The organism is Bradyrhizobium sp. LA6.1 (assembly GCF_040547805.1).
GTDB classification, from domain to species: Bacteria; Pseudomonadota; Alphaproteobacteria; order Rhizobiales; family Xanthobacteraceae; genus Bradyrhizobium; species Bradyrhizobium barranii.
Window position 1 is genome coordinate 42,060 of sequence record NZ_JBEPQK010000030.1, and the last position, 21,068, is coordinate 63,127.

A 21,068-nucleotide genomic window follows, 5' to 3' on the forward strand; every position below is an offset into this window, starting at 1 on the left:
ACGTCGCAAATGGCGAAGCAGAAACTCGGCCCGGCAGCCGACGACAAACCCGTCGAGGTTTCGGTGCGCTGAAGTCCTCGGCCGTGAGGCCGACCAGCGTTCGGCCGATCCGGTTCGGCTGATCGTGCCCATGCTGGAGCGTTTCATCGCCCCCGATCGAGGATTCGCCAAGGCAAGACGGAGTGGGGCGGCACTCATGCCTAAGGAAAACTGAGCGTTTACAAGCCGACCTGCAACGGATGTCGGTATTGGTGTTTCGTGTCCCCGCAACCATCTCAAATTGCGAGACCCCAGCCCCGGTGGCTGGGGTTTTCGTTTGTGTGCCGAGTATGAACGACAGCTTGGAGGTGGAAGTCCTCTATCCAGCCTGATGACGGCGAAGGATTAGCGAAGCGCAAGGGCGTCATCGCGAGGTGGGGTCTGAAGAAAGCGCGGAGCAAAGCCGCGGCTCGATGGACAAATACCGGATAACGAGGCCTACCCGGCCGGACGAGCGGGCAAACGATCGCAAAGTCCACGGTCATCAAGGGTCGGGGTGGTAAATCCGGCGAGCGTGCGGTGAAGGCGGTCGGTCTTACCTCGGGAGGTCTGCGTTGTGTCCCGGTAACGGGACTGGGGTCGTCGCAAGGCGACCTGATTGCAACGTAGAAGTCAGCCGAGGGCGTAGTAGGCGGCAGCGCGCCGCTGAAGGCCTGAACGGTGGAAGTGGTTAGTAGAGCGGCAATCTCGCGCAGGACCATGCAGCAGAAGACACAGCCAACACTGGACTTGGGCCGCGACGCGACGGGTGAAGCCCGAAGCGCCGCCTCCCAAGCGGCTGAAGCCTGCGCGGCGAGAACCAGTCTCGAACGCCCGGCGGTCGCGGGACCGTCGATGGAGGCAGTTGTCGAGCGTGAGAACCTGAAGAATGCGTTGGCGCGAGTGAAGCGCAACAAAGGAGCGGCAGGCATTGACGGCATGTCCGTTGACGATCTGCCGGCCTGCCTGAAGGAGCATTGGCCGACGATCCGGGCTCAGCTGCTGGAAGGCACCTACAAGCCGCAGCCGGTGCGGCGCGTCGAGATACCGAAGGCGTCGGGCGGCGTTAGGCCGCTCGGCATCCCGACGGTGCTCGACCGCTTCATCCAGCAGACGGTGATGCAGGTGCTGCAGGCGGACTGGGACGGAACGTTCTCCGAGACCAGCTTCGGCTTCCGGCCGGGGCGCTCGGCGCATCAGGCCGTGGAGCAGGCGCAAGTCTACATTGCGTCGGGACACAACGTCGTCGTGGACATCGACCTGGAGAAGTTCTTCGACCGGGTCAACCACGACATCCTGATGGGGCTGGTTGCCAAGCGGGTTGCTGACAAGTGCCTTCTGAAGCTGATCCGCGGCTTTTTGACCGCGGGCGTGATGGAAGGAGGACTGGTCAGCGCGACGACGGAAGGTACGCCGCAAGGCGGCCCGCTCTCGCCGCTGTTGTCGAACCTGATGCTGGACGTGCTGGACAAGGAACTGGAGAAGCGCGGCCATCGCTTCGTGCGCTACGCCGACGACTGCAACATCTATGTGCGCAGTCAGAAGGCCGGCGAGCGAGTGATGGCGGGCATCGAGACGTTCCTCGAAAAGCGCCTCAAGCTGAAGGTCAACAAAGCCAAAAGCGCGGTTGCCAAACCGAGCGTCCGCAAGTTCCTGGGCTTCAGCTTCACAGGTGGGAAAGAGCCGCGTCGGCGCATCGCGCCGCAGGCGATCGCCCGCTTCAAGGCGAGAGTCCGGGAGCTGACGCGGCGCACGTGCGGACGAAGCCTCGTGCAAACCGCCAAGGAACTGTCCACTTACCTTGTCGGCTGGCGCGGCTACTTCGGCTTCTGCCAGACTCCGTCGGTGTTGCGCGCACTCGATCAGTGGATCAGGCGGCGGTTGCGCGCCATCGCCTGGAAGCAGTGGAAGCATGGACCCACTCGCTTTGCCAGCCTGCGACGCCGTGGCGTCGGCCGGGACCTGGCGGCTCAAACCGCCGGCAGCCCACATGGCCCTTGGCGGCTGGCAGCGAGTCCTGCGCTCAACATCGCTCTGTCAACTCGTCTACTCGGTTCACTCGGCTTGGCTTCCGTCGCGGCTCCAAAGCCCGCATAATCTATCGAACCGCCGTATACGGACCCGTACGTACGGTGGTGTGGGAGGGGCGGAGCCGCGAGGCTCCCCCCTATCCCGATTGAGAGCGACCGCCAGGATTCCGGCTAGGTCACCTCGGACATCGATCTTCAGTTCCCCGTCGCCGGGAGTGAGGATGATCTCCTTCACGAGAGAACGCAGAACCTCTCCAGCTTTCAGCCGGGTTGCCTCAGTATCAGCCTTCAGCGCCTCATGCAGAGCGCCGACCTGTTCTCGGTAGAAACTTGCCATCTCGGGGTGCAGCAGGGGTGGTGGTTCTTCCGCGTCAACCAATGCTTGCTCGAGTTCGGCCCTGCGGCTCTCAAGCTGAACCATCTTTGTGTTGATCTTATCTGCAGCGCCACCTTTGAGGATCAGGTTCAGCAGAGTATCGAGTTCGCGCTCTATCCGCTTGATCTCGGAGCGAGCCGCCTCGATCGACGCCGAGCCTTCCATCCGAAGACGGTTCATCTCGCGTGTGAATTCCTCGCAGAATTCCTTGAAGAGAGCCGGGTCCATTAGGTGGCATCGTAGCGCGTTCAGGACGCGTGCCTCAAGTTGCTCCCGCTGGACACTCCTCCGATTATCGCAGGTTCCCTTATTTCTTGCCGTCGAACAGCCCATGAGGTCGGCCGAGATCATGGCGTAACCGCCACCGCAGCATGAGCATTTTATCAATCCCGAGAATAGGTATTTTGGACGGCGGCGGTCGCGGAAGCTATTTTGCACCTCGGTGCCATCATCCTCGCGCTTTGTCTTTATGGCAGCTTGTCGCGCTTTTGCGGCCTTCCAGAGCCCGTCATCCACGATGCGCAACTCTGTTACTTCTTGAATGATCCATTCGGCGGCTGGGTTTGGACGCGCCTGACGTTTGCCAGTTTCGGGGTCTTTGATGAACCGCTGTCGATTCCAAACGATACGGCCGATATACATCTCGTTGTTCAAGATGCCGTTGCCACGCTTGGTGTTGCCATTGATTGTACTGAAGCCCCAATCGCCGCCGCCGGGCGCCGAGATGCCATCCCTATTTAGCTCAACAGCGATCCGCTTCGCCGACTTGCCAACGACATAGTCGCGAAAGATGCGCGTACCACCTCTGCTTCCTTAAAATTAATCCTGCGATCGCCACGTATCGGCTCACCGCTTTCATTGAATTGCTTCACAACATCATAGCCGTAAGAGTTGCCACCGCCAGATTTGCCAAGCGCGACGCGTCCGCGCTGGCCTCGGCGCGTTTTGTCGGCGAGATCCTTTAGGAAGAGGGCATTCATCGTGCCTTTGAGGCCGACATGCAGGTGGGTAACCTCGCCTTCGGATAAAGTGACGATCTTTACGTTGGCATAGGCCATGCGCTTGAACACGCCGGCGATGTCTTCCTGATCACGTGAGAGGCGATCCATCGCCTCCGCCAGCACCACTTGAAACCGCCCGCGCATGGCGTCGGTAATAAGCGCTTGGATGCCGGCACGCAGAAGCGACGCTCCGGAGATCGCATGGTCGGAATATTCCTCAACGACTCGCCAACCCTGCTTCTCAGCATAGGCACGGCAGACGCGAAATTGGTCCGCGATCGACGCGTCGCGCTGGTTGTCACTGGAGTAACGGGCGTAAAGCGCGACCTTCATGAAATGGTCTCCGGTAGAGTCAGGAGCGCTCCGACCCATGCTCCTTGTCGGCTTGTTCGTACCAGCGCCGCGCTGCATGGCGAGCCAGCAGACGCACGAACTCGACGAGACGAGGGTCGGGCGCGTTGTCGCTCTGCATTGCAAGCGTCAACTCCGGTTCGTTGCAACCGGCGATGTCTTTGCGCTTTTGAACGCCAATGTCTTTCATCGCAATGCCACTGACCGTCGGTCGCACCGGAACAATCCCGAGCACCATCAGCCTTACGATAGGCAACAATAATAGAAACTCGATGCCAGGCCCTGGATACTGCTGGCGTGTTCGATCGGACGACTTCTGGTCCTCGCGCAGCGGATCGCATTTTCGCGTCGTGCGAAAACTTGCGCGCTTCGGCTTGAATAGAAACTAACTGTGTCATCAGATCATGCGCAAATTTGCGATACAGGCAGTACGGTCAACTTGGTCGGATATATTTCTCATTTGGACAGTTGTCGCACGTCGATCGTGCGTGCTGTTGCGTGGACCGTGATTTCGAAGTGGTCCGTCTGCACGATATCTACGATGTTGCGCGGTCTATGCGCGACGACGTTGATGCCGGTACGACGCCGTAGGCTGTCGTAAAGAAGCCCCGCACCACCTGACGCACGAATATCCTCGCCAAGCTTTTGCGAAGCATCATGACGTTCGCTCGCATACACGTCGGGGCGTGCTAGTTGCTGCCCTGTGATGTCGAGATAATCCCCTAGCAGCGCAGCGGTGTATGCCCTGTAGGTCCGGCTCATCGTGGCCGTGTTGCGAGCGGCAGCTTCGCGCCGCAGGTGATGACCGACCTCGGCAGCCGCCGTGCGAATATCATCGGCCGCATACCAGGCGCCAAGCTGCGGTCCGTTGAATCTCATTCCGCCGGGAGCGACGTGGAGAAAGGCTGCCATGACGATGCTGGAGTTGGGTGCGCCATATACCCATTCGCTCTGCGGTAGCCGATCGATACGTTCGGCCACCAGACGGTCGTTCGTCCAACCGACGAGCTCCATCACCGCTGACAGATCGGCCGCCGTCGCGACCGTATCGAACACCCCGATAGGAGGAAATTGTGAGGGGATCAGGCGATGGGCAGGCCGTGGCGAGGGTGTGAAAGCGTCCGTCACCGGAAGACGATCTCCGTGTCATCGTAAGGTGTGAAGGCTTCGTCTATCGTGTTTGGCTGCATGTAGAGGCCGCCACGCGCCCCGTCGAGGAAACGACGCACCGAGAGCAACCCATCTTGAGAGCCGTTGGTGATGAGGTCGAGCGGCCGATGTCCGCCGAAGACGATCTCGTTATGTGGACTACGCAGCCAGTCAACGCCGAGGCGTTCCTGAGGAAACAGAATCCCCAGCGCTTGGTGGATACCGAATACCGCTGAAATGCGCGTTAGAACGTCCACATCAAGGGTGAAGGCGCCGTGCTCACGCGCCTGCTTGCACCAGTTATGGTAGGTGGACCGGGATGGATACCCCAAGACCAGCAGGCGCTGCTCTTCCGTCAATCCCCACAGATCCGCGATAGCGAGGAAAGTCCGTAAAGCTGGGGCGCTCAGCCGCCTTCGGTTGGCCGGAGCAAATCGTGACCTATCAAGTCGCTGAGGGCCTTTTGACGCCTCAGCTGGGGTCGGCTTGCGCTTATTTAACATAGGCCGCTCCTTTTTTCAAATATGGATATAGTCCAAATCTGGACAAATGGCAACCTCAAAACTCCTAGTAGTGGAAAGCGCTGGCATCCGGTCTCGTCCGGGCTTGGGGGACCATCGCGTTCCCGGCTACGGGCATCGCGTCCATGCTGGACTACGTTTCTGGCTACTCTTCGGCCTCGGGGACGGTCGTCCTGTGGAACAGGAGGTCGGTGGTTCGAGCCCACCCAACTGTACCAGCGAAATCAACATCTTAGAATCAAATGGCGTCGGAGTTAGCGATCAATAGCTACCGAATAGCTACCACGGTGATTTTATAGAAGCGTAAGTTGTGATGATTGCGGGCTCGAGGCCCTGCCGAGCGGGGCGGCGAAGAACGCCGCTCTTGGCGTGAAGAGTGGGATCGAGGAGTCGCTGAGCATCCGACCACGCAGGAGTTCGAATCTCTTCGGGCGCGCCACCTGCGAATAAAAGTGGGCACTCCGGCGGGGCTGCGCCGCCGCCCATCACAAGCCGTTCCAGGACTGACTTTCGGCCGATTATGCGAATTTCCGCATCATCCACTTCGACCTGGTCGATGACGGAAATGTCGCGACTTTGCAATATTTTTCAGGTTGCTGCTAATTGAGAGAAGGTTTTTCACGATGTAGAAGTGAAATTCGACAATGGGCGTCTTTGGAGAAGAAATTTCAGGGACCCGGCCAGAGAGTGTTTTTCAGAGGACTTTGAGTGAGCGCGCAATTTTCAGGATCGGTGAGCGTTTTTCATGACCGAAGGCTGCCGGAAGCTGCCGTCCCGGTGGGTTACGCTGCCCTGATCGACGCTTATAAGTTGCCCGTTCCTGTCCCCCGGACCCTTTCGGCGATTGGCAGCAAGCACCGCATTATCGAGCAGGGCGGCTGGCGCATCTATACGCCGCGCCACGCGCCGGAGGCCTCTCTTGAGGGACACTTGACTTTTGCTCTCAAGAACGAGGGCGTGGACCTTGCCGTTCTGAAGCGGCTTTTCCTCGCGGTTAAGGAAGGCGAGATCGCGGAGCTTGTACGGCAGAAGCCTACCGGCCTCTACGCCCGTCGTATCTGGTTTCTGTACGAGTGGCTGCTTGGCTGTGAGCTAAAGCTGCCGCCCGCAGACAAGGTCTCATATGTGGATGCGGTCGATACCGAACTCCAGTTCGCAGGGGCCGGCGAGAATTCGACCCGGCATCGTGTCCGCAACAACCTTCCCGGTACGCCGGACTTCTGCCCGCTCGTGTTCAAGTCTGCTGCGCTGAGCGACTTTATCGCGCAGGACTGGAGGGAGCGCGCGCGCGCGGTCGTCAGCGCAGTTCCTAAGGACCTGCTCGCGCGGACGGCTGCGTTTCTTTTGCTGAAGGATTCGAAGTCCAGCTACGTGATCGAGGGAGAAAGGCCGCCACAGGATCGTATTCAGCGGTGGGGCCGCGCTATCGGGGAGGCGGGTCGCGCGCCGCTCGATGAGCAGGAATTTATGCGCTTACAGAGCATCGTCATCGGCGACGAGCGCTTTGTGAAGCTGGGCTTCCGCCAGGAAGGCGGCTTCGTCGGTGAGCACGACCGGGATACGCAGCGGCCCATTCCCGATCACATTGACGCGCGGCATGAAGATATTGCGTCGCTGATGGCGGGCTTGATTGCTTTCGACCATAATGTCGAGAACGATCTCGATCCCATCATCGCTGCAGCAGTACTGGCATTTGGGTTCGTCTATATCCATCCGTTCGAAGACGGCAACGGGCGTATCCACCGCTACCTGATGCATCACGTTCTCGCGCGCCGAGGGTTTAATCCTGCTGGACTGCATTTCCCGGTGTCGTCGGCGATCCTCGATAGGATTACGGAGTACAAGACTGTGTTGGAGAGCTATTCTAGCAGGTTGCTTCCCTGCGTCCAATGGGAAGCTACCCAGAAGGGCAATGTAAAGGTTCTCAACGATACGGCCGACTTCTACCGTTTCTTCGATGCGACGCCGCATGCTGAGTTTTTGTACGAATGCGTGCGCCAGACGATTGAGCAGGACCTGCCCAACGAAACTAACTTCCTTCGTAACTTCGACACGTTCCGTGCTGGCATCGATAACATGATCGATATGCCCGAGCGGACGCTCAACAACCTGTTCAGTTTCCTGCGGCAGAACAACGGCGCGCTTTCCAAGTGGGCAAGGGAGAATGAGTTCACGCAATTGACCGCAGAGGAAGTGGCGAAGATCGAGGAGTTGTACCGAGCCTCGTTCCAGGAGAGCGCATGATCGAATTTCGACAAGTCGATCTAACTCGTAACGAGCATCCGTGGGGCGGGAATTAGCCGATGGCGTATTTATCGCTGATCGACGCGGCTACCCACAGTGACCTCGTCACGGTATCGCGCAGACACTTCCTCGGGGGTAAGGAATTTGGCCTCCGTCATTCGTCATCTCCATCACTCCGCCGCACCAGAGGTCACGGTCGAGATGGCTGAGATGTTGGCACCCAGAATGACGGAAGAAAACGATATTCTCGATGACACTGCATAGCTCGCGTCAAACGCGGACGAGTTAGAGCGTTAGCCGATCAGGTTGCAAATATCCTGCGGCGGCGAAGTAGTTTGTGGATTCTGCGGGCGAGTAAGTGTCGACGATGCGGCCAACGGCATCCCAGAGACCATTGACGGAGCGTTCGGCAGCCTTTCGGAGATTTGCTTTGAGTTTGGCGAAGGCGTTCTCGATGGGATTGAAGTCGGGGCTGTAGGGCGGAAGATAGAGGAGCGTTGCGCCGGCGGCTTCGATCATCTCGCGTATGCGCGGCCCTTTGTGGCTGGAGAGGTTGTCCATAATGACAACCGCGTCTTTTGGAAGCTCGGGCACGAGCACCTTTTCCACATAGGTCTCGAAGGCATCGCGGTTGATAGGGCCGTCGAGCACCCAGGGCGCGATGATGCCGCTCGTGGTTAGAGCGGCCACGCAGGTTGTTGTTTTCCAGTGGCCGTGCGGAACGGCGGCTCGCAGACGTTCGCCGCGCTGGCAGCGGCCATGTGTTCGCGCCATGTTGGTCGATGCCCAGGTCTCATCAATGAAGACGAGCCGGTCCCGATCGAGCAGACCTTCTTTGCTCAGGCCATCACGCAATTCCTCGATGGTGATATCGGGGGTTGCCTTGAGCAAGGCCAGGATCGTCGCCTGATGGACATCGATCCGGTGGGATTTGCGATCTCCGCCCTGAGCTTTTGGCTGGGCATCCCCTTGCTCTCGCTCGCGCATCCGCCACCGGCTGACGCTCGCCGCGCTTACACCAAACCGTTCGGCAGCTTGCCGGCCGGATACCCCGCCCGCAATGGCCGCAAGCACTCGTTCACGAAGGTCCATCGACAGCGGTTTTGCCATGCCCGCCGGCCTCCTGTCCCGGCGGGTAGCTTGAATCACCAAAACGCTGATTTGCGAATCCGCAACGATTCAGTCAGATGGGCTAACTCTCTAGCGCGTCGACCTTCGTTGATAGTCGCAAGATGGCGTAAGGGAGCGTAGTAAAAATACTTGCGCCTCTCGGCCCCAGGTACACGATGTATCGAAGGCTGCGGGCGGCCTTCATGTCGGACCTGAAAGGGAAATTGCACAAGAAATCCGAACGCCATCGAGCCGGCCGCTCCAAGCTGGTCGGCGTTCAGGATTTAGCTCGGCGACAAACCCTGGTACTGCCTACCTTAGCATCAGGTCTGTCGCGAGGCTGAAAGCGGATCCGGGCGACGGCGGCGATCCTGGCCGCGCACTACGCCTCGGGGGACCACATGGCCCGCGCTCGCCTGCCTCCAGCCGAGCCATGAGCTCGTTGCCCCACGCTCAACGCGGCTTCAATGACCGTCCCGATGTAGATCCAGCTTGAGCTTGTCTTGGTATACGCCAATCCGCTTCTTTGCTCGCTCAATGACGTCGCCGAAGTGCAGCAGCTCAAAGTAGGTCTCGCCCCAATGGCTGCCGAGTACGAGGGTCCAAAAGGGGGCTCGACTGGAACCATCCCTGGCCGACTGAAAACGGAGTCCAGGTTCCGCTTAGTCGCAGCGGATTGACAGTGTCGCCGATAAGATATCCGTAAAATTTCCTTAGCCGGCCCCCTGACTTGGCCGCAAGCAAATGAGCGTACTCTGAAAGGTCGCCGACATGTTCGTCCATCGATACTCCCGGCGCCTTGAATTCGACGATAATGGCGGAGCCCTCTTTACTGAACAGAGCAATGTCTGGCCGCTTGCCGCCATTGTCATCTGCGCGCTTGGCAAGCAGCTTTTGAAATTCCCGATCGATGTCATTTTCGAAAACACTTTCGCTGTCATTCCAGCGGATGCTTGCTAGTGGAACGTCTGACGCAATGTAATCGTAGTAGTGGTATTCCTCGCTCAGCAGCCAAATGTCGTGGTCAGCAATCTCAGTGCTGTCTTTCCGCATCGGAAAGAAGATGCTGTGGATGATCTTCTCGTCCTTTCGGCGGCCACCCGAAATCACATATCCCGCTTCCTCACCCTGATGCGTGTAGGGTTCTTTGCCGCTTTCGGAGCCAGGAGGGAATGTGCATCTCAGAAGCTCGAGCTGCCGGCCAAGATTGGGGGACAGAAGCTCATCAGTAATGCCACCTACGAAGGTCAGTTTCCGTCGTGAGCTTGCTCTCACAACATAGTCACGCAAATCGCTGTCATCATCGGCCTTCGGCGGAAAAAACCAGCTGATTGTGACCCCCAACGCTCGGCTGATACTATGAAGAGCTTTCACCGAAGGGCTCGAGACCCCACGCTCGATCCTGACTGAGATATCCCTTTGACAAGCCCGCGGCGTCGCTAAGTGCGTCGAGCGTGATGCCACGCGCCTTGCGTAAGTTCTTGATTTCTCCTCCGATACGGTGGCCGACATTGAGCAATTCTTCCAGGTTGACGGGTTGCTCAGCCTGCTCTGCCAGTCCCTCCAGATTGGAAGGGCGCAGCATTTTGGGCGGCGTCCTGATCATCGAACTCATATTCGCTCCTTGAATCGATCGAGTGCAGGCGGAACGGGATCAATTCCGCTTATCTCTATTGAGCCAACTGGTAACCGGCATCGCGACGGGCGGCATCTATGCCTGCATGGCACTCGCCATCGTGATGATATACCAGGCGATCCACCACCTGAACTTTGCGCAGGGCGAGATGGCGATGTTCTCAACCTTTGTCGCCTGGCAACTACTTCAATGGGGCCTTCCCTACTGGTTCGTGATCCCGCTAACTGTGGCGCTCTCCTTCGTTGGCGGAATAGCCGTCGAGCGCATTATCATTGGGCCACTCGGCGACGCCCCAGTCTTGAGCCACGTCGTTGTCTTTATCGGCCTTTACGCGGTCATCAACAGCCTGTGACCGGAGGTTTGCCGAGATCCGGCGTAAACGTGGGTCGGCTCGCGGCTTCTAGTCGCGGTGTCGGTTTCAGAATCGTCGAGCGTCGCTTGCTCCGCGCTGCCGTGCCAGACAAATCAACGGAGCTCGCAGCCGTCGAGTCGCGACTAACCTTCGGAGTAGGCCCGAGGGTTCGCATGTTGACATTGAGTGGGCTCGCTGCTGTCGCAGATGCAACATGGTCTCAGACCCGAGACAGCACAATTGGGAAAAGTGCTTGTTATTGAGCGCGTCTGTGTTTGGCATGGGATTTGAAGGGAATCGCCAATGGCATCGCTTGCCTAAGGAGTTGGAACGCATGGCTTACAAGATCGTCGCTTCGCAATGCACCGTTTGTGGGGCATGTGAGTTCGAGTGTCCCAACGCGGCGATCAGCCTCAAGCGCGACATTTACGTTATCGATGCCAAAAAATGTACGGAGTGCGAGGGCCATTGCGAAACGCCGCAATGCGCGGTCGTCTGTCCGGTGCCTGACACCTGTGTCGCGTCTAAGACAGCATAAGCAGCCCGCGTCAACGAAGTAGTAGATCTCGAGCTTAGGAGGCCGCCGACCGCATGGGGCGCAGCGGTCGATCAACATCGTTATCGCTTGAGGCGCTGATCGACTCCGAGCAGCCCCCGAAGGGCTCTGCCAGTAAGTGATCTTCGCGAGTGGATGCAGGGCGCCGATAAGGTGCTGGCGGGCGAGCAGATCGTAGCCGCGGTGCAGCGAGCCCTGGCGAAGCGGTGCCCGAAGAGCCGCAGTTGTGGTCGGCTCGGCATGCTGGCAGAGGTGGTGTTGCGCCTGTTCGTTCTTATGCACATCCGGAACCTGAGCTATGGTGCTCTGGACGAGAGGAGCGCGCCGAGCTCGTCTGCCGCGATTTCTCGCGGGTGGGCCGTGGCAAGATGCCGGATGCCAAGACCATGGGCCGGTGGGGTCTGGCGGCCGGCTCTGAGGTGCTCCGCGATCTGCTCGTGACGAAAGCGCAGGACAACGGCGTCATTGCAGGCGAGCGGATGCGCGTGAACACGTCCGAGGTGGAAACCAACATTCACCATTCGACCGACAGCACATTGCGGAACGGCGTGCGGGTGCAGACCGGACTGGAGGGCCTCCGCGAGGACCCCGATAGGATGTTGCCGCTGGTGCTGGACGTGATGCGTCAAACCCGGCCCGCATCTTCCACGGCGACACTCTTGTGGAAGATAAGGTTCTCAGCGTGTTCGATCCGTCGACCGAGCAATGCCGGCAAGCCCGAATGACGTCGGCAAAATGATCAAGCTGGTAGAGGCCGAAAACCAGATCATTGTCGACTACGAAGTCTATGCTCGGTGCCCCGTGATTGCGATCTGTTGATCCAGGCCGTCGCAACCCACCAGGTCAAGCTGGGGCGCGCGCCGCGGGGTGGCGACTGACTTCGGGTTCTACTCTGCCTGGAATGAGGCCGCTGCGAGAGTACGGGGGTCAAGCGGGTTGCATTCCCAATCGATCGAGAAAAAAGGCCCTGAGCGCATCGCGAACAGAAGAAGCGCCGGTTCCGCGACGGCCAGAAATGGAGCACGGGATGTGAAGGAAACATCAGCGTGGCTAACCGGCGAAATGGTCTCAATCGGTCCCGATACAAGGGTGACCCCGCGAATGCAGCGCTGGGTCGCCTTCAGCGTGATTTCTAACAACCACGTCAACATCGTCTCTAATCGAGATACTGAAGCGAGCTGCAACGACTGCCGAGGCTTGCGCCCTTGTAGGCTCTCGCGGGTTAAGGATCGATCAGCCCCACGTGCTCTCCGCGTGATCGGGTGTCGTTACATTTGAGCGCGTGTCCCGAGATCGACTGGAATGACAAGCGAAGCGAAAGATCGCGCGTTAGTGAAACATGCGTTCCAGCCATTTCGCTGGGCGAAAGCGCAGGTAATTGTTTGGTTTCAGACATGGCGTTAGCGGGTACGCCTGTCGGTGCCAGACAGGGTGAGGTTTATAACAATCCTCATCCTGCCGGCTATCCAGCTCTAGAGACTTGAGTTTTTGTATTCAACCACCGCTGGCACACTCGTTGCAGATCCCTGCGCAATAGACGGCTGTTAGCCCTGCATCGACATGCAGAGGGACAGGCCGCCGGATGGCACGTGAGCGAGTAAAGAAGCGGATATGACCAATCGGTGGAGGGCGGGCATGACATCACCCAGACGCATCTTGGTCAGCGATCCCGGGGCAAATCAACAGCGTCACACACGGTGCTCGCATGCGCTCAGCCGAGATGAAATACAACATCTGATCGACCGCTGCGGCACGATCAGAAGCTGGCGAAGTTGCGACCGGTAAGACCTGCAGGAAGATTGCACGCTTTAAACCTGAACGCCGGATCGGAAATCCGTCGGTCCACCGGAAAAGCGCCGCGTCTTGATTTGACACGACAATGGAAAGGAATTGTGTATGAGCCGAGCAACTACCGAAAGCGTCGCAGAGATCAAGGCGCGCAACAAGCAACTAATCGATGACGTGTTGAAGGTCTACCCAGAGAAGACGTCTAAAAGGCGTGCCAAGCATCTGAGTGTTCACGAGGCGGGCAAGTCGGATTGCGGCGTCAAGTCGAATATCAAGTCCATTCCGGGCGTGATGACCATCCGTGGCTGCGCCTACGCGGGCTCCAAGGGCGTGGTCTGGGGGCCGATAAAGGACATGATCCACATTAGCCACGGTCCGGTCGGCTGTGGTCAGTACTCATGGGGCTCGCGACGCAACTACTACGTCGGCACGACCGGCATCGACACGTTCGTGACACTGCAGTTCACTTCCGATTTCCAGGAAAAGGATATCGTGTTCGGCGGCGATAAAAAGGTCACCAAACTCATTGACGAGCTCCAGGAGCTATTTCCTCTCAACAGGGGCATCACCATTCAGTCCGAATGTCCGATCGGTTTGATCGGCGACGATATCGAGGCGGTCTCCAGAGAAAAATCAAAGGAATATGGCGGCAAAACCATCGTGCCGGTGCGGTGCGAGGGTTTTCGCGGGGTATCACAATCGCTCGGCCATCACATCGCGAACGACGCCGTCCGAGATTGGATCTTCGACAAGAGTGCCCCAGAGGTCAGCTCTAAATTTGAGCCGACGCCGTATGATGTCGCCATCATCGGCGATTACAACATCGGTGGCGACGCCTGGTCGTCACGGATCCTGCTGGAAGAAATGGGCCTGCGCGTCATCGCCCAGTGGTCCGGTGATGGATCTCTCGCTGAATTGGAGGCAACGCCGAAGGCGAAGCTCAACATACTACATTGCTATCGCTCGATGAACTACATCTCACGGCACATGGAGGAAAAATTCGGGATTCCCTGGTGCGAGTACAATTTCTTTGGGCCTTCCAAAATCGCTGAGTCCCTGCGCAAAATTGCAAGCTTCTTCGATAATAAGATCATGGAAGGCGCCGAGCGCGTCATTACGAAATATCAGCCGCTTGTCGATGCGGTGACCGCGAAATATCGGCCGCGGCTCGATGGCAAGACCGTAATGCTGTTCGTCGGCGGCCTACGTCCTCGCCACGTCATCGGCGCCTATGAGGACCTCGGCATGGATGTTGTCGGCACAGGCTATGAGTTCGGTCACAACGACGACTATCAGCGCACCGCCCAGCACTACGTCAAGGACGGCACGCTGATCTATGACGATGTCACCGGCTACGAATTTGAGCGCTTCGTAGAAAAGATCCGGCCCGACCTCGTTGGCTCCGGTATCAAGGAAAAATACGTCTTCCAAAAAATGGGCGTGCCGTTCCGCCAAATGCATTCCTGGGACTACTCGGGTCCTTACCACGGTTATGACGGCTTCGCGATCTTCGCCCGAGACATGGACATGGCAATCAACTCCCCGATCTGGGGGAAGACCACCGCACCTTGGAAGGACGCTCCGCGGCCGAGCCTCATGGCGGCGGAATAGGAAAGCCGACGCCCGGCCCTTTCTTCAACAGAGGAGGGGAAGGGCAGGAGAACGAACACAAGAACCTGAAGAGTGCCATGATGACACAGAACGCCGAACACATCCTCGACCACTCTGAGCTTTTCCGGGGAGACGAATACCAGCAGATGCTGGCCAATAAGAGGGCGCTATTTGAGAATCCGCACGATCCCGCCGAAGTCGACCGTATCAGAGAATGGTCCAAGACGCCCGAATACCGCGAGAAGAACTTCGCCCGCGAGGCGCTAACCGTTAATCCGGCGAAGGCTTGCCAACCGCTAGGTGCGGTGTTCGCCGCGCTCGGGTTCGAGCGCACACTGCCGTTCGTCCACGGCTCCCAGGGTTGCGTCGCGTATTATCGCAGCCACTTGTCGCGGCACTTCAAGGAGCCGACTTCGTGCGTCTCCTCGTCCATGACTGAAGACGCGGCTGTGTTCGGGGGGCTCAACAACCTGACCGACGGGCTTGCCAACAGCTACAACATGTACAAGCCGAAGATGATCGCGGTCGCCACGACTTGCATGGCGGAAGTCATTGGCGACGACCTCAACGCCTTCATCAAAACATCAAAGGAAAAAGGTTCAGTCCCCGCGGACTATGACGTGCCATTCGCTCACACTCCTGCATTCGTCGGTAGCCACATCACGGGCTACGACAACACGCTGAAGGGCATCCTCGAGCATTTCTGGGATGGTAAAGCCGGCACAGCGCCTAAACTCCAGCGCAAAGCGAACAACTGGATCAACTTCATCGGTGGCTTCGACGGCTACACTGTCGGAAACATCCGTGAGATAAAGCGGATCTTCGAGCTGATGGGGATCGGCTACACGATCCTCGCGGATAACAGCGATGTGTTCGATACCCCCACCGACGGCGAGTTCCGCATGTATGATGGCGGCACCACACTAAAGGATGCCGCGAACGCAGTCCATGCGAAGGCAACCATTTCCATGCAGCAATATTGTACGGAGAAGACGTTGCCCTTTATCAAGGGGCACGACCAGGAGGTCGTCGCCTTCAATCACCCGCTGGGTGTCAGCGCCACGGACGATTTCCTGATGACGCTGTCGCGTATCACCAACAAGGCAATTCCAAATGCGCTGGAGCGGGAGCGCGGGCGTCTGGTAGACGCAATGGCTGACTCTAGCGCGCATGTTCACGGCAAGAAGTTCGCGATCTACGGCGATCCCGACCTCTGCTATGGCCTGGCCGCATTCTTGCTGGAGCTTGGCGCTGAGCCGACCCACGTGCTCTCGACCAACGGGAGTAAGGCCTGGGAGCAGAAGATGCAGGCGCTGTTCGCGAGCTCGCCGTTCGGTAAAAACTGCCGCGCCTTCCCGGGCAAGGATCTCTGGCACATGCGTTCGCTCCTGTTCACAGAACCAGTCGATTTCCTGATGGGTAACACCTACGGCAAGTATCTCGAGCGTGACACTGGAACGCCGCTAATCCGCATCGGGTTTCCCATTTTCGATCGCCATCATCACCATCGTTATCCAGTGTGGGGCTATCAGGGTAGCATGAATGTGCTGGTCAAGATTCTCGACAAGATCTTTGATGAGATCGATAGAAAAACCAGCTCGGTTGGCAAGACAGACTACAGCTTCGACATCATACGCTAAGGCGAGCGCCCCGCCTCATCGTCCGCAGGAACAGCGGCGCTGCGGCGGGGATCACAGGTTATCCGCCGGCCCATCCTCTTGGTCTGTGCGGATGTCTTGACATCCCCCGAAAGACACACCATGACTTCGCTTCCCACGACCATACAGGACGTCTTTAACGAACCGGGCTGCGCCAGGAACGCGAGCAAGTCGAACTTCGAGCGCAGGAATGGATGCACCAAGCAGCTGAAGCCGGGCGGCGTCGCCGGTGGGTGTGCCTTCGATGGCGCCAAAGTCGCACTGCAGCCCTTCACCGACGTCGCCCATCTCGTGCATGGTCCAATCGCCTGTGAGGGCAATTCTTGGGACAATCGCGGTTCCGGCTCCTCCGGCTCCGATCTGTGGCGCAGAAGCTTCACCACGGACATGAGCGAGACCGACATCGTGTTCGGCGGCGAGAAGCGGCTGTACAGGGCAATCAAGGAGATCACAGAGAAATACGACCCGCAGGCCATCTTCGTCTACCAGACATGCGTGCCCGCAATGATCGGTGACGACATCGATGCGGTCTGCAAGGCGGCGTCCGCCAAATTTGGCAAACCGGTCATTCCCATCAATGCACCGGGATTTGTGGGGTCGAAGAACCTTGGCAACAAGCTCGCAGGCGAAGCACTGCTGGAGCACGTCATCGGTACCGGAGAGCCCGATTACACCACTGCGTATGACATAAACATCATCGGCGAATACAACCTGTCCGGCGAGCTCTGGCAGGTCAAGCCGCTGCTCGATGAGCTCGGAATCCGGATCCTGTCGTGCATCTCGGGGGACGGCAAGTATCGCGAGGTGGCTTACTCGCACCGAGCCAAAGCCGCGATGATGGTCTGCTCAAAGGCAATGATCAACGTCGCACGCAAGATGAGGCAGCGCTACGGCATCCCGTTTTTTGAAGGCTCGTTCTACGGTATTGAGGATTCCAGCGATTCACTACGCCAGATCGCGCGCATGCTGATCGAACGCGGCGCGCCGGCTGAGCTGATGGAACGCACGCAAGCCCTGATCGCACGCGAAGAGACCAAAGCCTGGGCTGCGATTGAACGTTTCAAGCCACGCTTTGCCGGCAAGAGGGTTGTTCTCATCACCGGTGGCGTGAAATCCTGGTCGATGGTGGCCGCTTTGCAAGAGGCCGGGCTCGAGATCGTCGGCACGTCGGTGAAGAAATCGACCAAGAAGGACAAGGAACGTATCAAGGAGTTAATGGGCCAGCACGCCCACATGATCGAGGACATGTCGCCTCGCGAGATCTACAAGATGCTAAAGGACGCAAAAGCCGACATCATGCTCTCCGGCGGCAAGTCGCAATTCGTCGCACTAAAGGCGGCGATGCCGTGGCTCGATATCAACCAGGAGCGCTGCCACGCCTATATGGGCTATATCGGGATTCTCAAGCTCATGGAGGAGATCGAGAAAGCGCTCTACAATCCGATATGGGATCAGCTCCGCCAAGCCGCACCATGGGATGAGTTCGACCGAAAGCGTCAGGCAAAGACGGCTGCGCAGATGTATGCGCAAGCCGCTGATCCAGTTCGAGACGCGAGCAAGAACGGCGTCAATACGATAAGTCTCTCCAATGAAAATGAGGCCAGCGGTGGCGAGAGCGCGATTGCGGCGCATGGCCTGAACCTCGCAAAGGCCGCCAAGCCGTGCACCAATTCCGCCGCACGGTGCGTTGCTTGTAAGGACATTCGTTCCGATCTGCAGCCCCCGACGCTGCAGGCGGCGGAGTAGGGGAACGGCATGGCGATCGTCACTACCTCGAAGAAAGCCTGTTCGGTCAATCCGCTCAAAATGAGCCAGCCGATCGGCGGCTCATTTGCCTTCCTGGGTCTGCGCGGCGCGATGCCGCTTTTGCACGGCCCGCAAGGTTGCACCTCCTTCGGGCTAACGCTGTTCGTGCGCCATTTCAATGAAGCCGTGCCGATGCAGACGACCGCCATGAGCGAGGTTGCCACCGTGCTCGGTGGCCACGAGAATCTCGAACAGGCGATCCTCAACATTTACAATCGCGTCGAGCCCGAGATCATTGGTATCAATTCGACTGGCGTCACCGAGACCAACGGCGATGACGTCGAAGCATTCATCCGGTTGATCCGACAGAAGCATCCAAAGCTCGAAAAGCTCCCCCTTGTCTACGTCTCGACGCCGGATTTCAAGGATGCCTTTCAGGATGGCTGGGGCAAGACGGTGGCGCGGATGATCGAGATTCTTGTGGCTCCCGTCGACACAGCGAGATCGCGCGATATCTCCCGCGTCAACGTGCTACCTGGATGCCACCTCACGCCCGGCGATCTCGACGAGCTTCGCACGATTTTTGAGGATTTTGGGCTCAAGCCCTCGTTCCTGCCGGACGTCGCCGGTTCGCTGGACGGTCACATCCCCGACGAATTCACGCCCACCACGATCGGGGGCATTGGAGTGGACGAGATTGCGACCATGGGGCAGGTGGCCTGGACGATCGCGATCGGCGCGCAAATGCGCCGCGCGGCCGAGGCCATGCAGGTGCGGACAGGCACGCCGTTCCGTCTGTTCGAGCGGCTCTGTGGCCTTATCCCAAATGACGAATTCATCGCCTTCCTGAGCCAGATCAGCGGCCGGTCGGTGCCCTGGAAATATCGCCGGCAGCGTGGACAACTGGCAGACGCCATGCTGGATGCACATTTCCATATCGGCGGCCGCAAGCTCGCGATCGGCGCCGAGCCGGACTTGTTATTCGATCTCTCCAGCTTGCTCCACGAGATGGGCGCACAGGTAAGTGCTGCGGTGACGACGACCAACTCACCGGTGCTCCAGCGGGTCAGGACCGAGGACGTCCTGATCGGCGATCTGGAGGACCTTGAAGAGCTTGCCAGGTCGCGTGACTGCGACCTCTTGATGTCGCATTCACATGGTCGCCAGGCCGCTTCGCGACTCAATGTCCCGTTCTTCCGGGTAGGCTTTCCGATGTTCGATCGCCTTGGCGCTGCGCACCTCACGATCGTCGGCTATCGCGGCACGCGCAATCTGATCTTTGACATCGCCAATCTGATCATCACCGACCGCGAAGCCAACCATGGGCCGACGCCCGACACCTGGCGATCAACCTGCGGCGGCCCGCAGGTCCATCCGCCCCAGTTGCATTGAGCAGGGAGAGAAAACAACCCGGATGAAAGTTGCATTCGCCACTCAGGACTTGAAGCAGGTCGATGCCCACTTCGGCTGGGCCAAGAACATTGCGATCTACGAGGTCGGCCCCAACGGGCATCGGTTTATTGAGGCGATCCAGTTCGACGGTGACCTCACCGAAGACGGCAATGAGGATAAGCTCGCGCCGAAGATCGAGGCGATCAGGGAGTGCGCAATCCTCTATGTTGCGGCGATTGGCGGCTCGGGTGCTGCGCGAGTCGTCGCCAGGAACATCCATCCGATGAAGGTGCTGCAGCCAGAGCCCATCCACGACCTTTGCGTCAAACTCGAAACCGTGCTGAAGGGCTCGCCGCCGCCCTGGCTGCGGAAGCTGCTCACCAAAAGCCGGGAACGTACGGTGGATTTCGAAGCCTGAAGGAACAAAGATGGCTGATCCGTCTGAAGTCACTCCAGCCGCCGCCGCGGCGGAAGGGCCACTTCTGAAAGAGCTCGTCAAGATCTGGCGCGCCCAGGACACCCACGGCGCCTGGGGGGCAAAAAGGATCTCGAGCTGTTCGAACCCTACGTTCTCGACAACCGCAAGCGCGGTGCGCTGCCGATCGTCGGCAATCCCGACCCGGACACGACATCGCGACTGGAGCTGTTCCTCGACGCCGTTGTGCTCTCGGTCGAGACGGCAACCGATGTGATGATCTCGCCAATGCTGAAGATGCATCGCGAAGGGTTCGGTCGGATCGTGCTGATCGTCGGCCGGCTCGTTGTCGTGAGCAAGCAGCTGCGCGACGTGCATCGCTTTGGTTTCGACCATCTCTCTGATCTCGCCAATCAGGCGACAAATTCGTCAACAGTGGCGTTGAGATGATCCGTAAGTTCCCGGAAGTGGCGAGTTGTTGAGGCTAGTGTGAGCGATATCGAAACTCTGAAAGCGGAAATAAAGAAGCTGTCGGCCAAGGCGACCCAGGCCAAGATGGACCTCCACGATCTCTCCGAGGAGCTGCCGGTCAACTGGTCGTCGATCCTGAGCGTGGCTCAGAAGGCCCACGCTGCCTTCAGCGAGCTCGAAAGCAAGCGCCAATATCTCGAGGCGCTGGACAAAACATAGCGGACGGTTAGCCATGTCATTCAGGACCCGCGACGGTCGCAATTGGAGGCCGGACTACCTGGTTTCTATCGATCTCAACAAGTGCATCGGCTGCGGCCGCTGCTACAAGATCTGCGGCCGTGAGGTCATGACGCTGAAGGGGCTAAGCGAGGGTGGCGAGATCATCGACCTCGACGCGGACGACGATGAGCTCGAAAAGAAGGTCATGGTGCTGAAGGACGAAGGCGCTTGCATCGGCTGCAGCGCCTGCGCCCGGGTGTGCCCAACAAACTGTCAGACCCACACACTACCTGGTTGATTTAGCTTTCTCCGACGAGATCGACGAGTGAGTTGTCAGATACAAGCTGGTAGGGAACGCCCAGATCCGACTTGTTCTAACGCGAAGCCGGCAGTTGCCGAATCGGCCGCGACCTCGCATGGGCCC

At 58.7% G+C, this 21,068-nt stretch carries 18 protein-coding genes and 4 pseudogenes; 14 read left to right on the forward strand and 8 right to left on the reverse strand.

All coding sequences use genetic code 11. From position 1 onward, the window contains the following. The first annotated feature begins 9 nt into the window (after nucleotides 1–9). Together ABIB99_RS41875 and ltrA are read left to right on the forward strand one after the other, a co-directional pair. Nucleotides 10–214, forward strand: a pseudogene (locus ABIB99_RS41875) (DUF2274 domain-containing protein). A gap of 524 nt (nucleotides 215–738) precedes the next feature. Next, on the forward strand, nucleotides 739–2,115 hold the full coding sequence (gene ltrA, locus ABIB99_RS41880; protein WP_354181689.1) for a group II intron reverse transcriptase/maturase: 1,377 nt from the start codon (nucleotides 739–741) through the stop codon (nucleotides 2,113–2,115). Here the strand turns inward: ltrA and ABIB99_RS41885 are convergent. From ABIB99_RS41885 to ABIB99_RS41905, 5 genes are all read right to left on the reverse strand, one after another. Next, on the reverse strand, nucleotides 2,074–3,216 hold the full coding sequence (locus ABIB99_RS41885; protein ID WP_354181713.1) for a recombinase family protein: 1,143 nt from the start codon (nucleotides 3,214–3,216) through the stop codon (nucleotides 2,074–2,076). The two genes, ltrA and ABIB99_RS41885, sit on opposite strands and share 42 nt — an antisense overlap. Then, nucleotides 3,162–3,758, reverse strand: a complete 597-nt coding sequence (locus tag ABIB99_RS41890) for a recombinase family protein (protein WP_247457951.1) — start codon at nucleotides 3,756–3,758, stop codon at nucleotides 3,162–3,164. The genes ABIB99_RS41885 and ABIB99_RS41890 overlap by 55 nt, the downstream gene beginning before the upstream one ends. 19 nt (nucleotides 3,759–3,777) lie before the next feature. Further along, entirely contained in the window at nucleotides 3,778–4,014 is a 237-nt protein-coding gene (locus ABIB99_RS41895) for a hypothetical protein (RefSeq protein WP_247457950.1), read from the reverse strand. A gap of 218 nt (nucleotides 4,015–4,232) precedes the next feature. Continuing rightward, nucleotides 4,233–4,904 (reverse strand): RES family NAD+ phosphorylase, encoded by a 672-nt coding sequence (locus ABIB99_RS41900; protein ID WP_247457949.1) that lies wholly within the window; start codon nucleotides 4,902–4,904, stop codon nucleotides 4,233–4,235. Further along, nucleotides 4,901–5,428, reverse strand: a complete 528-nt coding sequence (locus ABIB99_RS41905; protein ID WP_247457948.1) for an MbcA/ParS/Xre antitoxin family protein — start codon at nucleotides 5,426–5,428, stop codon at nucleotides 4,901–4,903. The genes ABIB99_RS41900 and ABIB99_RS41905 overlap by 4 nt, the downstream gene beginning before the upstream one ends. 726 nt (nucleotides 5,429–6,154) lie before the next feature. Here ABIB99_RS41905 and ABIB99_RS41910 point away from each other — a divergent pair. Beyond that, the gene (locus tag ABIB99_RS41910; protein WP_247457924.1) at nucleotides 6,155–7,690 is read left to right on the forward strand and encodes a Fic family protein; all 1,536 of its coding nucleotides are present in this window, start codon (nucleotides 6,155–6,157) and stop codon (nucleotides 7,688–7,690) included. A gap of 285 nt (nucleotides 7,691–7,975) precedes the next feature. Here the strand turns inward: ABIB99_RS41910 and ABIB99_RS41915 are convergent, their stop codons facing one another. The 3 genes from ABIB99_RS41915 to ABIB99_RS41925 form a co-directional block, all read right to left on the reverse strand. Continuing rightward, nucleotides 7,976–8,800, reverse strand: a complete 825-nt coding sequence (locus ABIB99_RS41915; protein WP_247457923.1) for an IS630 family transposase — start codon at nucleotides 8,798–8,800, stop codon at nucleotides 7,976–7,978. Nucleotides 8,801–9,361: 561 nt separating this feature from the next. Continuing rightward, a complete protein-coding gene (locus ABIB99_RS41920; protein WP_354181694.1) occupies nucleotides 9,362–10,174 on the reverse strand; it encodes a hypothetical protein in 813 nt (270 codons plus the stop codon). Further along, a complete protein-coding gene (locus tag ABIB99_RS41925; RefSeq protein ID WP_354181696.1) occupies nucleotides 10,158–10,415 on the reverse strand; it encodes a helix-turn-helix domain-containing protein in 258 nt (85 codons plus the stop codon). Before ABIB99_RS41925 ends, ABIB99_RS41920 begins: the two co-directional genes overlap by 17 nt. 58 nt (nucleotides 10,416–10,473) lie before the next feature. On the opposite strand from ABIB99_RS41925, the pseudogene ABIB99_RS41930 reads away from it, so the two are divergent. From ABIB99_RS41930 to fdxB, 11 genes and pseudogenes are all read left to right on the forward strand, one after another. Then, nucleotides 10,474–10,782 (forward strand): annotated as a pseudogene (locus ABIB99_RS41930) (ABC transporter permease subunit); the annotation flags it as partial. Nucleotides 10,783–11,122: 340 nt separating this feature from the next. Continuing rightward, entirely contained in the window at nucleotides 11,123–11,326 is a 204-nt protein-coding gene (locus tag ABIB99_RS41935) for a 4Fe-4S binding protein (RefSeq protein ID WP_247457921.1), read from the forward strand. A 126-nt stretch (nucleotides 11,327–11,452) separates the two neighbouring features. Next, nucleotides 11,453–12,496, forward strand: a pseudogene (locus ABIB99_RS41940) (ISNCY-like element ISBva1 family transposase); the annotation flags it as partial. Between the two features lie 744 nt (nucleotides 12,497–13,240). Next, nucleotides 13,241–14,743, forward strand: coding sequence for a nitrogenase molybdenum-iron protein alpha chain (gene nifD, locus ABIB99_RS41945; protein ID WP_247457920.1), 1,503 nt, complete (start codon nucleotides 13,241–13,243; stop codon nucleotides 14,741–14,743). A gap of 80 nt (nucleotides 14,744–14,823) precedes the next feature. Beyond that, nucleotides 14,824–16,383 carry a nitrogenase molybdenum-iron protein subunit beta gene (nifK, locus tag ABIB99_RS41950; RefSeq protein WP_354122226.1) on the forward strand — a complete coding sequence of 520 codons (1,560 nt, stop codon included), beginning with the start codon at nucleotides 14,824–14,826 and terminating at the stop codon, nucleotides 16,381–16,383. Nucleotides 16,384–16,503: 120 nt separating this feature from the next. Further along, nucleotides 16,504–18,147, forward strand: a complete 1,644-nt coding sequence (gene nifE, locus ABIB99_RS41955) for a nitrogenase iron-molybdenum cofactor biosynthesis protein NifE (RefSeq protein WP_247457919.1) — start codon at nucleotides 16,504–16,506, stop codon at nucleotides 18,145–18,147. A gap of 9 nt (nucleotides 18,148–18,156) precedes the next feature. Continuing rightward, complete coding sequence (nifN, locus tag ABIB99_RS41960; RefSeq protein WP_247457918.1) at nucleotides 18,157–19,539, forward strand: nitrogenase iron-molybdenum cofactor biosynthesis protein NifN; 1,383 nt, start codon at nucleotides 18,157–18,159, stop codon at nucleotides 19,537–19,539. A 22-nt stretch (nucleotides 19,540–19,561) separates the two neighbouring features. Beyond that, complete coding sequence (gene nifX, locus ABIB99_RS41965) at nucleotides 19,562–19,957, forward strand: nitrogen fixation protein NifX (RefSeq protein WP_247457917.1); 396 nt, start codon at nucleotides 19,562–19,564, stop codon at nucleotides 19,955–19,957. 10 nt (nucleotides 19,958–19,967) lie between these two features. Further along, a pseudogene (locus tag ABIB99_RS41970) lies at nucleotides 19,968–20,436 on the forward strand (NifX-associated nitrogen fixation protein). Nucleotides 20,437–20,443: 7 nt separating this feature from the next. After that, entirely contained in the window at nucleotides 20,444–20,644 is a 201-nt protein-coding gene (locus ABIB99_RS41975; protein WP_018457678.1) for a CCE_0567 family metalloprotein, read from the forward strand. Nucleotides 20,645–20,657: 13 nt separating this feature from the next. Next, nucleotides 20,658–20,942, forward strand: coding sequence for a ferredoxin III, nif-specific (gene fdxB / locus ABIB99_RS41980; RefSeq protein ID WP_247457916.1), 285 nt, complete (start codon nucleotides 20,658–20,660; stop codon nucleotides 20,940–20,942). Nucleotides 20,943–21,068: the final 126 nt, after the last annotated feature.

Excerpts from the sequence above, each read along its gene's own strand:
- ltrA (WP_354181689.1), top strand. The coding sequence starts at position 739 with ATGCAGCAGAAGACACAGCCAACACTGGACTTGGGCCGCGACGCGACG.
- ABIB99_RS41890 (WP_247457951.1), bottom strand. The coding sequence starts at position 3,758 with ATGAAGGTCGCGCTTTACGCCCGTTACTCCAGTGACAACCAGCGCGAC.
- ABIB99_RS41895 (WP_247457950.1), bottom strand. The coding sequence starts at position 4,014 with ATGGTGCTCGGGATTGTTCCGGTGCGACCGACGGTCAGTGGCATTGCG.
- ABIB99_RS41905 (WP_247457948.1), bottom strand. The coding sequence starts at position 5,428 with ATGTTAAATAAGCGCAAGCCGACCCCAGCTGAGGCGTCAAAAGGCCCT.
- ABIB99_RS41915 (WP_247457923.1), bottom strand. The coding sequence starts at position 8,800 with ATGGCAAAACCGCTGTCGATGGACCTTCGTGAACGAGTGCTTGCGGCC.
- ABIB99_RS41925 (WP_354181696.1), bottom strand. The coding sequence starts at position 10,415 with ATGAGTTCGATGATCAGGACGCCGCCCAAAATGCTGCGCCCTTCCAAT.
- ABIB99_RS41935 (WP_247457921.1), top strand. The coding sequence starts at position 11,123 with ATGGCTTACAAGATCGTCGCTTCGCAATGCACCGTTTGTGGGGCATGT.
- nifD (WP_247457920.1), top strand. The coding sequence starts at position 13,241 with ATGAGCCGAGCAACTACCGAAAGCGTCGCAGAGATCAAGGCGCGCAAC.
- nifK (WP_354122226.1), top strand. The coding sequence starts at position 14,824 with ATGACACAGAACGCCGAACACATCCTCGACCACTCTGAGCTTTTCCGG.
- nifE (WP_247457919.1), top strand. The coding sequence starts at position 16,504 with ATGACTTCGCTTCCCACGACCATACAGGACGTCTTTAACGAACCGGGC.
- nifN (WP_247457918.1), top strand. The coding sequence starts at position 18,157 with ATGGCGATCGTCACTACCTCGAAGAAAGCCTGTTCGGTCAATCCGCTC.
- nifX (WP_247457917.1), top strand. The coding sequence starts at position 19,562 with ATGAAAGTTGCATTCGCCACTCAGGACTTGAAGCAGGTCGATGCCCAC.
- fdxB (WP_247457916.1), top strand. The coding sequence starts at position 20,658 with ATGTCATTCAGGACCCGCGACGGTCGCAATTGGAGGCCGGACTACCTG.